At 68.9% G+C, this 12,896-nt stretch carries 9 protein-coding genes; all 9 read left to right on the top strand.

Going from position 1 to position 12,896, the window contains the following annotated elements:
- The first annotated feature begins 50 nt into the window (after nt 1–50).
- Nucleotides 51–329 (top strand): hypothetical protein, encoded by a 279-nt coding sequence (locus QOM21_RS08280; RefSeq protein WP_407549100.1) that lies wholly within the window; start codon nt 51–53, stop codon nt 327–329.
- Between the two features lie 165 nt (nt 330–494).
- Nucleotides 495–1,850, top strand: coding sequence for a type VII secretion integral membrane protein EccD (eccD, locus tag QOM21_RS08275; protein ID WP_407549099.1), 1,356 nt, complete (start codon nt 495–497; stop codon nt 1,848–1,850).
- A 56-nt stretch (nt 1,851–1,906) separates the two neighbouring features.
- Entirely contained in the window at nt 1,907–3,100 is a 1,194-nt protein-coding gene (locus QOM21_RS08270) for a MinD/ParA family protein (RefSeq protein ID WP_407549098.1), read from the top strand.
- 39 nt (nt 3,101–3,139) lie between these two features.
- Nucleotides 3,140–7,114, top strand: coding sequence for a type VII secretion protein EccCa (gene eccCa / locus QOM21_RS08265; protein WP_407549097.1), 3,975 nt, complete (start codon nt 3,140–3,142; stop codon nt 7,112–7,114).
- A gap of 102 nt (nt 7,115–7,216) precedes the next feature.
- A complete protein-coding gene (locus QOM21_RS08260; RefSeq protein ID WP_407549096.1) occupies nt 7,217–8,635 on the top strand; it encodes a DUF6177 family protein in 1,419 nt (472 codons plus the stop codon).
- Nucleotides 8,636–8,832: 197 nt separating this feature from the next.
- Nucleotides 8,833–9,165, top strand: coding sequence for a hypothetical protein (locus tag QOM21_RS08255; protein WP_407549095.1), 333 nt, complete (start codon nt 8,833–8,835; stop codon nt 9,163–9,165).
- A gap of 46 nt (nt 9,166–9,211) precedes the next feature.
- On the top strand, nt 9,212–9,523 hold the full coding sequence (locus tag QOM21_RS08250; protein ID WP_407549094.1) for a pore-forming ESAT-6 family protein: 312 nt from the start codon (nt 9,212–9,214) through the stop codon (nt 9,521–9,523).
- Nucleotides 9,524–9,643: 120 nt separating this feature from the next.
- The gene (locus QOM21_RS08245; RefSeq protein WP_407549093.1) at nt 9,644–10,078 is read left to right on the top strand and encodes a DUF6507 family protein; all 435 of its coding nucleotides are present in this window, start codon (nt 9,644–9,646) and stop codon (nt 10,076–10,078) included.
- Nucleotides 10,075–12,888, top strand: a complete 2,814-nt coding sequence (locus tag QOM21_RS08240) for a hypothetical protein (protein ID WP_407549092.1) — start codon at nt 10,075–10,077, stop codon at nt 12,886–12,888. Before QOM21_RS08245 ends, QOM21_RS08240 begins: the two co-directional genes overlap by 4 nt.
- The last annotated feature ends 8 nt before the right edge of the window (nt 12,889–12,896 follow it).

The following is a 12,896-nucleotide window of genomic DNA, read 5'->3' as shown; positions in this document are numbered from 1 at the left end:
ACCAACGGTCGTGAGTGAAGCGACGGACGACTGAGACGACGGACGAGGGAATGGCGCGGGATTACGACAGTCAGCTGCTGGAGTCGGTGGCAGTACGGCGACGCAGGATGCGCGACGCCCTGTTGTTCGGCGCGCAGCGGGGGCGGCGCACGGCGGACGAGCGGCTCGGGAAGGTATTCGCAGGGATCGCCGTCACGGCCGTCCTGTGCGCGGGGTGCGTCGGGTGGTCCTTCCTACAGCACACCCTGGCGAACCAGAAGGCGGAGCAGGAGAAGCAGCAGCGCCAGGTGCAGCAGTACGAGCAGCCGGCGAGGCCGGCGAAATCCTAGAGGACCATGGGTCGGATTCGGACAGATTTTGCTGCATTCTCGAAAAGCGCACGAAGCGCTCCCCGCGATGGGAGAAGGGCTGCCTGAGGCGGGGGCTGGGCGGGGCCGGATAGGTATGCCGGTCGCCTCAGGAAGCGCCAACGCCGCGATGATAGGTTCCCGTAAGTGGTGAGCAGAGCAGCGACTTCCCAAGCGCAACTGAGTCGAGTGACATTGGTCGGCGAGCGACGCCGAGCCGACATCGTCCTGCTTGCCGACACACCGATTGGGCAACTTCTCCCGGATATCTTGGAGTTGCTGGACGACCGGCCCGCCTCCCTCCCAGTGTCGCGGCAGTTGATTACCTCCGACGGTTCCGTTCTGTCGCACGACAGCACGCTGGCGGCGTCCGGAATTGTCGACGGCGCCGTGCTCCGGCTCGTCAGGACGCACTCTGCGCCGCCTGCCCCTGTGGTGCACGACGTCACCGACCTTGTGGCTGATGATCTCGACCTTCGGGCTTGGCGCTGGCGTCCTGCCGCACGCCGGGCCAGCGCGGGTGTGGCGACCGTCGCCTTCACGGCGACTGCCGCGCTACTCGCTCGCGGTGAGTTCCCGCTCGGAGCCCTGGTTGGTGGTCTTTCGGTCGTCACGCTCGTGCTCCTGGTGGCAGGGGCGCTTGTCGCCAAGGTCGGGCGGGGAAACCGGGGGCTGGCGACCGCGCTGCTGCTCGCCGCCGGCGGGTTGGGCGTTCTGACCGCGTGGACCGCCGCCGACGCGTACGACTGGCCGGGCACCGCGCGGCTCGCCGCCGTCGCGGGCGCGCTGGTCTTGACCTTCGTCTTCCTCGGATACTTCTCGCCGCTCGGCAAGGGCGGGCTTGTCGGCGCCGTGGCCACCGCCACGATCGCCGCCGTGTGGGAGGTCGTCGCCGCCGTGCAGAGTGATCCGGCACGGCTGGGCGCCGTCATGGCCGTGTTCTCTCTGGTGCTGCTCGGTGTCCTGCCAAGGCTTGCCCTAATGTCGTCGGGGCTCACCGCACTGGACGACCGGCGCTCGGGCGGCGAGTCCGTTAGCCGCCACCAAGTGGGCACCGCACTCTCGGCAACGCACCGCAGCCTCGCCCTCTCGACGATTGTCACTGCGGTCTCGGCAACCTCGGCCGGCTGGCTGATCACCCTGGCCCCGAAGCCCACTGTATGGACGGTGGCGCTGACCTCACTCGTTGCTGTGGTGATCGTGTCGAGGGCGCGGGCCTACCCACTGGTTGCCGAGGTGGTCGCGCTCTTCGCCGCGGCGTCGTGCCTCGTTGTGCGCCTCGTGATGCTGTGGATGCAGCATGCAGGGGGAGGCGGGGCGCTCGCGGTGCTGTGTGCGGCCGCGGTGTTGCCGCTGCTTGTCTTGGCGGTGCAACCGCCCGAGCATGTGCAGGTGCGGTTGCGGCGCATCGCGGATCTGGTCGAGTCCGTCGGCATGGTGGGGCTCTTCCCGCTCGCCTTCGGTGTGTTCGGCGTGTACGGGCAGCTGCTCGACCAGTTCTGAGAGGACCCGCAGGCGCTCTGGGCGGGGCAGCAAGAGGAAGGGGGAGTGGAACAGGCATGCCGAACGGAGAAAGCAGCTGGCAGAGTGATGTGCTGCGTGACCTGAGAGGCGACACCCAGCTGGATGCGCAGGGCCCCGGTTCGCAGGCCGCCGCTGGTCAGACATTCGGCGCTCCCGCACCGGGCCCCGTCCTCCCCGCGCGGGGCGCCCAGGAGCCCGAGACCGGCCCTGGAAGTGGCGCACCACTGGAAGCCGGCTACCCGTCTCAGCGGCAGGAACCGGCACCGGCCACCTCCCCACTGGACAGCCACCCCCAACGCAGTCCGGACTCCCGCCCCGTCGTCGACGAGGGCCTGGCCGCCGCCCTACGCAGCAAGCCGCAGCACGGCGAGCCCTTCGCCACGCGTGCCCTGCGCTCCCTGCGCCGCACCCTGGCCTCGTCCGCCGCGCGCGAGGTCGCCGAGATCACCCGCACCGCGGCGATGCTCCAGCAGCCCGTGACGACCGGCCGACAGATCGCCATCACCTCCATCCGGGGCGGATCCGGCAAGTCCACGGTCGCCGCGCTGCTCGGCACCACCTACGCGCACTACCGGCAGGACCCTGTCCTCTTCCTGGAGGCCGACCCAGCACTCGGCTCGCTGCCGCTGCGGCTCGGTGCCAAGTCGTCTCGCTGGACCACCAGCGATCTCGCGGACATCGTCAAGCCGGACATGTCGCTGCTCGACATCACCGGCTATCTCATCCAACTCCCCGACAACGCCTGGCTTCTGCCCGCGAGCCAGGGCCAGATCGGCGTGATGCTGGACAGCCGAGCGTACGAGCGAGCCGTAGTCGCGCTGCGCCGCTACTTCGGTGTGATGGTCATCGACTGCGAGACGCTGCCCGCCGAAGTCGCCCGGGTCGCACTCGCCGCTGCCCACGGCCGTGTGCTGACCGCCCCCGCCACACCAGATGGGATCACCAGCACCTACTCGGTGCTCCGGTGGATGCGAGGGCTGCCCCGGCAGGTGATCGCGGGCACGGTCGTGGTGCTCACCGAATTGGCGCCACATGCGGGGCTCGACCTTGAGCAGACGGCTCGGCAACTCACGTCCACCGGGGCGAGAGTCCAGGTCCTGCCGTACGACCGGCACTTGGCAGCCGGTGGCCCCATCCATACCGAACTGCTCGCTCACCAGACCAGGGAAGCCGCCGCCCGCATCGCCGCGGACGTCTTCCAGCTCTCCCTCTCCCCCCGGGGTCACTGACCAGATGCCGAGCCCGACTGTGAATGACGGACGACGACGATGAGTACCCGACTGATCCACCGCCCTGCCAGGACCACCCGGCCCCCGGCGGCTTCTGAGGCGCGCAGCATCGAGGCGCCGCCCAACCTCCCCGAGGGGAAGTCGGGCAACATCGCGATGTCGCTGCTGCCCGTCGCCGGCGTCATGTCGTCCGTGGTGATGATGACGGTTGTACGCAACAGCCAGTTCGCCGCGCTCGGAGCGATCATCCTCGTCGTCACCGTCATCGGCTCCGTCGTGCTCGTCCTCTCACAACGCGGCAAAGCCCAGCGCACCCGGCGCACACAGCGCGAGGCATACCTCGCCTATCTCGAGGACCTGCGAGAGGAACTCTCTGCCGAAGAGCGCACGCGGCGCGAGCGCGCCGACGTCCTCAACCCGCCGCCACCCGCCCTCTACGACATCGTGCGCGACCCGGCCCGCATGTGGGAGCGCCGCCGCGTCGACGCCGACTTCCTGCGCGTGCGCGTCGGCACCGGCGAGATGCCCGTACGCGATCTGCAGATCGCTCAGCAGGGCTCCTCAGCCCTCACCCCGCCCGACCGCTTCATGCTCAACGAGGCGTCGGCGCTGATGACCCGCTTCCGCACCGGCACCGAACTCCCTCTCACCATCCCGCTCGACCGCATCGGCAACGTCAGCATCATCGGCCCCCGCGAGGACTGCCTCCGTGTGGCACGCGCCCTGCTCGTTCAGGCGGCCGCCCTGCATGCTCCCGATGATGTGGTGATGGCTCTCGCTGTGCCCGGTGACCGGCTCGCCGACTGGGAGTGGGCCAAGTGGATGCCGCATCTGCTCGACACCGAGCAGTTCGACGGCCCCGTCGCCGCTCGCCGTATCGCCCCCTCCGCACCCCAGCTCGCCCGGCAGCTCGGCCCCGAACTGCGCCGCCGCGCCTCCTACGCGGCCGAGGTGCGGCGCGGCCTTTCCGGCAACGACGCCCTGTCGATGACGTCCCGGCTGCTCGTCGTCGCCGACGGACACGGCCAGGACGCCGTCGACCTGCCGCGTCCCGACGAGGCGGTCGGCCTGCGGGAGATGGGCGTCACCGTCCTGCACCTGCTCCAGCAGCGAGTCCAGGAGCCAGGACACGTCGGCGTCCGGATCACCGTAGAAGGGGACCAGGTGATCATCGAGGACCTGCGCGAGCACGAGCCGGTCCGTGCCCACGGCACCGTGGACGACGTCAGCATCCCGTTCGCCGAGGGCCTGGCCCGGATGCAGGCGCCGCTGCGCCTTTCCGCCGAGTCGCTCGTCGACGCGCCCCTGTCCGGCCCCGTTGACTTCGCCGACCTGCTCGGCATCGACGACGTGGCACAACTCGATGTGTCGCGCCTTTGGGGGCCGCGCGGCGAGCGTGCCTTCCTGCGTGTACCCATCGGCGTCAACGACTCCCGCGAGCCGGTGCTCCTGGACCTGAAGGAATCCTCCGAGCTCGGCATGGGCCCGCACGGCCTGTGCGTCGGTGCCACCGGCTCCGGGAAGTCGGAACTCCTGCGCACCCTCGTTCTCGCTCTGGTGGCCACACACCCGCCGGAGGACCTCGCCTTGGTCCTCGTCGACTACAAGGGCGGTGCGACTTTCGCGCCGTTCGCGGACCTGCCGCACGTCGCCGGTGTCATCACCAACCTGGAGAACCAGGCCGGCCTCGTCGAACGCGTCCACGCCTCGCTCGCCGGCGAGGTCAAACGCCGCCAGCAGGTCCTCAAGGACGCGGGCAACATAGCCGACATCGGCCACTACGCCGCACTGCGCGCCAACCGGCGGCCCGACCTGGAGGCGCTGCCGCACCTGTTCGTCGTCATCGACGAGTTCGGCGAACTGCTCACCGCCAAGCCGGACTTCATCGACCTGTTTCTGTCCATCGGCCGCATCGGCCGCTCCATCGGGGTGCACCTGCTGCTGTCCAGCCAACGCATCGAGGGCGGCAAACTCAAGGGCCTGGACACCTACCTCTCCTACCGGCTCGGCCTGCGCACCTTCTCCGCCGACGAATCCCGCACCGTCCTGGACACCACGGACGCCTTCCACCTGCCTCCGCTGCCCGGATTCGGCTACCTCAAGGTCGACACCAGCCACTACAACCGCTTCAAGGCGAGCTATGTCTCGGGCGCCTACCGCGGCCCCGTACAGCGCTCGGAAGAAGAGGACGCCGGCCCCCTCGCACTTCCGTACTCGACCTTCAACACCAGCTCAGGCACGGAGGACGCGGGCGCCCAGGAGCCAACAATGAGGCGTCGCGAAACCGGGCCGACCGAGCTGGGCGTCATGGTCGAGCAGCTGGTGAACGCCGCCGGTGCGGTGCGCCGTATCTGGCTGCCCCCGCTGCCCGACGCGATCGCCCTGGACACGGTCGCCGGACCGGTGGATGTCGGTGTGCGCGGTATGCAACTGGCCAAGCGCCGAGGGCCGCTTGAAGTACCGCTTGGCCTGCTCGATGACCCGGCCAAGCAGTGGCAGGGCCAGTGGTACCTGGACCTCACGGTGGCGGGCGGCCACGCCGCGGTCATCGGCGGACCGCAGTCCGGCAAGACCACGCTGCTGCGCACCCTCCTCCTCTCGCTCGCGTTGACCCACACTCCGCGGGAGGTCGGCATCTACGGCATCGACCTGGTCGGCGGCGGCCTCCAGGCCCTGTCCGGCCTGCCGCACGTCGGCGGCATCGCGGGCCGCGCCGACCGCGAGCGCGTGGCACGAACCGTTGAAGAAGTACGCACCATGCTCGTGGCCCGGGAGAACCTCTTTCGCGAGCACGGCATCGACTCCCTCTCACAGCTGCGCGACCTGCACGCGGCGGGCCGGCTGCCCCAGCTGGCCTCCGCCGAGATCGTGCTCGTCATCGACGGCTTCGGCGCGCTGCGCGACGACTTCGAGGACCTGGACGACGACATCGCCGACATCCTCAAACGCGGCGGCGGTTACGGCATCCACGTCGTCGCCAGCATGCTCCGCTGGAACGACGCACGCATCGCCGTCCAGTCGAACTTCGGCACCCGCGTTGAACTGCGGCTGAACGACCCCAGCGAGTCCAGCATCGACCACAAGCTCGCCGCGACGCTTTCGCCCGACGAGCCCGGCCGTGTTCTCACCGACGGCAAGCTCTTCGCGCAGGTCGCGCTGCCCCGTACGGACTCACTCGCCGACACCGCGGACATGGGGTCGGTCCTGGAGCGAGTGACGCGGACGATCCGCGCGACCTGGAGCGGTGAGGTCGCCCAGCCGGTACGGGTGCTGCCGCACATTCTGGAGCCGCGGCTTCTGCCGGGCCCGGTCGAGCAACCCCAGCGGGTACCGATCGGCCTGGATCAGACAGCGCTAGAACCGGTGCTGCTTGACCTGTTCCAGCACGATCAGCACCTGCTGGTCATGGGTGACAGCGAGTGCGGCAAGACGAATCTGCTGAAAACCATCGCCGGCGGCCTCATCGAGCGCTACAGCGAGGACGAGCTGGTCTTCGCCGTCATGGACCCCAGGCGCAGTCTGCGCGGCGCGGTCCCCGAAGAATTCAACGGCGGCTACGCCTACAACCCCAAGCTGTGTGCCGGCCTCGCCGCCGGCATCGCCACCGTATTGGACAAGCGGCTGCCCGACGACAGCGCGCACCTCGAGGATCTGGAACCCGGCAGCTGGGGCGGTGGTCCGCGGATCGTGGTCCTCATCGACGACTACGACGTACTCACCACCGCCGGCCAGGAACCGCTGGCCCCGTTCCTTCCGTACATCCCGTCCGGGGTGGACATCGGCCTCCATTTCGTCCTGACGCGCCGCGTCGCGGGCGCCTCACGCGGCATCTACGAGCCCCTCGTCCAGGGCCTGCGCGAATCGGGATCCTCAGCCCTCCTCATGGCGGGGGACCGCAGTGAGGGCCAGCTGTTCCCCGGCGTATACGCCTCCCAGCAGCCAGCGGGACGCGGGGTACTCATGCGCAGGGGACAGTCCAACCGCCTGATCCAGACCGTGTACTCGCCCGCGTGACAGCCCGGGGAGCTTCCCGCACCACAAGCGAGTTCTTCCGCGCACTCCGGCCGCGAGACACACGGCATCCATGCCACGAACGACGAAGGACCGGACGATCGCATGACCAAGGACGTCATCGCCCTCACCCAGCGCATGCCCGACCCGTGGAGCATGCTCGCGGGCCTGCTCTCCGGAGGCCCCGACAAGCTGGTGGACACGGCGGGTGAGGGCGCCGTCATGCGCCTCTGTGACAGTGAGGGCCGACCGCTCGTCTCCGTCGAGGCCCCGCTGCTCATACAGGTTCCCGGTGAGGCCGAGCGGCTGCTCGGAGCTACCCCTCCGCCGGTTCCGTACTGGTGGACGGAGGCCCGGGCCACCACCGGCGTCGATGATGCCGAGTGTCTCGCGGGCACCTTCGCAGCCCGGCTGGCGGCTCTGGGCGAGGGCTCCGCCTGGCCGCCCGAGGCCGCGCACTCCCTGGCTGTGGTGAAGACCGAAGGCGTGAGTGTCGCACCCACGCCCGCCGCGGAGCAGCCCGCCGTCGACGTCCTCACCGACAAGGTTGCTGTCGTCATCCAGGACCGTCCGGTGGTCGCTATGACGGCCTGGCTCTCGCACGCACTCCGGGTGGCTGCCAACGCTGAGCTGGGCCTCCAGATCGTCACCCCGTCAGGAATCATGCTCTCCCCGGCCGTACGCGACAGCCTCAGCAGCTGGCCGTCCCGCTGGGTCGTGCGCGACGAGCGGGACGGCTACTACGACGGACTGTCCGGAGCCGTACTGCGATGGCAGGAAGGCATGTTCGCCCCGGTAGCCGCCGCCGACGCGACAGCCGACGCCCCCCGCACCCCGGTGGCCGCCTCCTACCAGGAGGTCACACCCACCGACGACCGTCAGCTTGCTATCACGTTCCGCACCGTCCACCCCGCAGACGAGCGTCTGGTGCTCGGCGGCGCCCTGGAGTCGATATGGCGCGAACTCACCGGCGCACCCCCGGCGGGCTGGGGAACCGCGGAGCCCGCCAACCTCCCCTGGTCACCGCGCCAGATCACCGACCTCGCCTACGAGAGGGCGCCCGAGCCGACTTGGACCGTGGTGGTCGGTACCCCGGACCGGCCCGGCCTCGCCACCATGCGCATCAGCCGTACGAAGGCGGGCGTGGAAGAACACGTCACGCTGATGTTCGGCTACGGCCCTGACGAGGAGCCCCCGGTCGCCTCCCTGCCCCAGGCCGCGGAGCTGCTCGCCACCCGCCACCACCTCCAGTCGATGCTCGTACAGCTCCGCAAAGCCCGCCGTGGCCTGGCGGTGCCGCCCCGCTTCGAGGGCCCCGGCGTCCCACTCGCCTTCGTCCTCGGCGCGGAGGAGGTCCGCCAGATGCCCGGTGACCGTGCCCGGCGCACGCCGCTGTCCGAGCAGCCGGTCCCCCTCGGCCCGAAGACCCGCCCCGCGCTGTACTACCCGTTGCCCGGAGACCCCTCGAACCTGTCGGGCTGGCAGGACTTCGAGCGCCTGATGCGGCATCTGAAAGGCGTGTGAGAGCGCCCGGACCGGCTGAGCTGCGGCGTGGACCCCCACGCCCAGCACACAGCAGGCAGTGGTGGGTGGCCACCTGCTCGCTTTGAGCCATTGTCAGACCGTGCCCGTAGCATCGGGAATGTGAATTGCACTGGTCACGCCCCGGTTGATAGGCATGACCGCACATACGATCGTCAAGTCTGGCAAGGGGGAGCCCGATGAAGTTCGACATGGGGGCGCAGACGCTCTCGACCCTGAGGTCGCAGTCGCAGGGGTCGAGCGCGGAACTGGGGACCTTGATCCGCCAGCTCGTGCAGGCAGCCCAACCGTTGGAGAGCAAGTTCAACGGGGCGGGCAAGGCGGCCTTCGACTCGTTCAAGTCCCACTCGGACGAGATCGCGGCGGAGTTGAACAGTGCGCTGGCCGCGATCGTGGGCGGTCAGTCCGGTATGGAATCGGCATTCAGCTCGGGTGACCAGGAGCAGGCCGATACCGCGCGGTCGCAGATGTCCGCGGCGAACTTCGACGCCGCCCGCTTCTCGGGCCGCTGACGCCGGCTCGCGGCAACGTGTCCAAATCTCAGGGGGAGTGATTGTGATGGCTGCTGGTAGTGACCGTCGTTCGTACGACACGGCTGCGTCGGCGGAGGCGCAGGGCAACATCCAGGCGGTGATCGCGCGTCTGGAGCAGGTCATCGCGGCGCGCGATTCGCAGGTGAAGGCGGCGATGTCCGACTTCGCGGCGGACGGTGTCGCGGACGAGTACCACGGCAAGGAACTGCGCTGGAACCGCGCGTCTCAAGAGGTCAAGAACATCATCCAGTTGCTGAAGACGACACTGGAGAAGAACGACGGAACCGCGCACCAGACGCTCGCTCGAGCCAAGACAGCGGTCGACAACATCGGCTGAGTCCGGCCGGCGCACCGGGTGAAGGACCCGTCCTTCGGAGTGCGCCGACAAACTGTCGGCCGTGCGGCGCCGTGAGGGTCTCGGCGGCGGTGCAAGAAGTGTGTACGCAGGGGGGCGTTCATGACGTCATGGGACATCCAGCCGCAGGGAGTGCAGGGACAGTTGAAGGTCGTCGGCACGCACGCCGAAGATCTGGGAGAGGCCCTCAACACTCTGCTCGCAGACATGAAAGAGGCTGCTCAGGCGGCGGGTACGGCCGTGCCGGGCTCGCAGGCCCTGACGCTACCGCACGGGCCGGTGATGCCGCAGAAGGCTCCGTCGTGGTCGGCACAAAGGTCGACGGGACCGGTAGGTGCGGCGCTGGCCGAGTACGCGAAAAAGCGCGGTACGGACTTCAAGGCGATGGCCGATCGGTGCCAGGCCGCGGTCCTGGGGGCGGTCAAAGCCACCAATGAGTACGTCGAGGGCGATCTCGAGGCAGCCAGGAACGCCCAGAACGCCGCCCGAGTCGTGCGGCTGAGTGCTCTCAGGGATGTCGAGGGGAAGACGAAGTGAGCGACGCACCGGTCGATCCGGCCGAGGTACCCGTCTTCACCGGCGATCTGGACTTACTCGAAACCAAGGTCAAGGCGCTGTCCCGCGGCGGCTCCCAGGTCGAAACCATCGGCTCGGACGTCCACAAGTCTTTCGGCGGACTGGCCGCCTTCTACAAGGCGCCCGAGGCGGAGCAACTGTTCGGCGTCACCAAGCCGGTGGCGGACAAGGCGCACGACCTCAGCGAGGACATGCGTGTCATCTCCAGGGCGCTGGGCAGCTACGCCCATGAGGTCAGGCCGCTGATCCACCAGCTGAAGCAGCTGAAGCAGGACGCTGCCGATTTCAGTAGCAACGACGCCGCCGAAGACGATTGGAGCGAAGACGGCGACCTCGTCGAGGAGAACCTCAATCGCCGCAACAAGATCGCTGAAGTCTGGGCGGCGTTCCAGGAAGCTGAACGCGACTGCCACGCCAAGATCGTCGCGCTGGTGGGCGGCAAGGCACTCCATACGGTCGACGGTGCTCACAAGAACGGCTACGGCTACGACGCCGAAGCGCTCAAGCACTCCAAGAGCCTGCCCTGGGGCGACGCGGTCGAGGAATCGGTGCCTTGGTGGCAGGTGTGGGAGCACGCCTACGACTTCGGCAAGGGCGTCATCGTCGACGGTGTATGGGGCACCATCGAGGGCTTGGGGACCTTGCTCGGGTTCGACGGCGGGGACGCCGCCGGCCAGGCATGGGCCGGTCTGGCCAAGCTCTCCACCGGAATAACGATCAGCACCCTGCCCGTCTTGGGCCCCGCCTACCTGACGGCACCGGGGGACAAGCTCCCCTCCTGGCTGCGGGACTCGCGTACCGCGATGAAGGACACCGGCAAGGCGCTCGTGGCCTGGGACCAGTGGGAGTCGAACGGCTCCCGAGCCGCCGGCGCAGTCACTTTCAACGTCATCACCGCCATCTTCACCCGTGGCGGTGGCGCGGCCGTGTCGGGCGCGGGCAAGGCCGGCGCGGCGGCCAGGGCAGTGTCCTTCGCAGGCAAGGTGGGCCAGGCCATCGATCCGATGACCTATGCCTTCAAGGGCGCAGCCGCGGGTGTGTCGAAGATCCGCGACGTGATGGCCGCCCTCAAGGGCCTCGGCCACATCGAGGTCCCGAAGATCTCCGAGGGTGCCTTCAGCCTGCCCGAGGGCGCCGTCAAGATGCCGGACGGCACGGTGCAGTTGCCCAAGGGCGCCGCTGTCCCGGACGGCGCGATCAAACTCCCCGACGGCAGCATCAAGCTGCCCAAGGGCACGGTCACGCTGCCGCCGAACACGGTGAAGTCGCCGTTCGATGGCCCGGGGAAGTACATGGACGGCGAAGGCTCCCTCTACAAGGAGGACGGGAGTCTCCTGCAGAAGGGCGACCAGGCCAAGACCGAGAAGACCCCGACCCCGACGACGGGCGCGGACAGCCCTCGGATCGAGGCCCCGGCCCGCCAGGAACAGCCGGTCCTGGCTGGCGTCGGCGGGCGAGGCGACGACGTCACACGCGCTGGCTCGGACATACCCGATCCGGGCCGTGCCGCGGACGACCTGCCGCTCGGCCGCGGTGACACGACTCTGGGCGGCACCGCGGGGGACGCCCCGGGCGGCCACGCGGGCAACCACATGCCAACGAACGACCTGGACAGCGGAGCAGGCGGCACCGGTCATACGGGCGGCAACAACTCCAGGGGCGGCGTGGGCCCCACGGACGCTCCGTCGGCAGGCAGCGGCCGCGACGTACCTGGTGGCTCTACGCACGGCCATACCACCCCGGGGGGCTCCTCCACGGGCGATGGCGTCCCGGGCGGCAGCCACCCAGAGACCCCGCCGACGGGCGGCGCCCACTCAGACGGCCTGGATGGCACGGCCCACGGCGTCGACGACGCAGCCCGCAGAGCGGAGTACGAGGCAGCCCGTGACAAGCCAGCCAGCGAGCGGAGACCCGCAGAACGAGAGGCAATCACCCGGGAACATGTCCGGCTTGCCAACGAGGATCCGGTCTGGCGCGCGCAGCACTATGACAAGTGGGGGCCCGGCTATCGCAACAGCGCCGACGCCATGGTCGATGGTCAGCTTCTGCCGAAGCTCGTCGAGAAGCCGGGCGGCGGCTGGATGGCCGCCGACAACCTGCCGTACGCCAACCCGGAGCAGTTCCACCTCACTCCCTTGGAGCGGGGCCGGGAGACGGTTGGCCCCCCTGACCTCAATCACCTCGATGACGTCTCGGCCAGGCGCGCGGCAGGCATGGACCTGGCCAACGCCGAGAGGGCCTACGAGGCCACCCCGACCGATGACACAGCGAAGGCGCTCGCCGACGCACAGCAGCACTTCAACGCGACGGTCGGTGAGGGTGTCTCCAACAACAGCAAGCTCGGCGAGGCCCTCGGCGAGGAGGCCGCACGCCGGCACCTGCTACTGCAGCAGGAGTTCGATGGGGCTCGGGAGATCACCGACCTTCCGGAGACGGCCAACGGATCGAAGAGATTCGACCAGCTCTGGCGTGACAAGGACGGCAGCCCCATCATCGTCGAGGCGAAGGGCCCCAACGCGAGGCTCGACTGGCGTCAGGGCAACGGTGCACAGGACAGCGGCACCATGGTGAAGCAGGGAACCATCGAGTACGTCCGTACAATCCTGGCCGACATGGACGAACGCGCCGTCTTCTCGCCAAAAGACGCCAAGTACGCCAAGGAAATCCGAGCTGCCATCGACAACAAGACTTTGCAGTACGTCCTCGTCCATGCTAATGAAAACACCGGTAGTTATGCTGGGGCCGAGCTCAAGCACTTCAAGCTCTTCTAAGGAGAAAC

This window comes from Streptomyces sp. Pv4-95, from assembly GCF_045782725.1.
In the GTDB taxonomy this organism is placed as follows: domain Bacteria; phylum Actinomycetota; class Actinomycetes; order Streptomycetales; family Streptomycetaceae; genus Streptomyces.
Note: the sequence above shows the minus strand (reverse complement) of the source record. Positions and strands in the feature narration are given on the sequence as shown.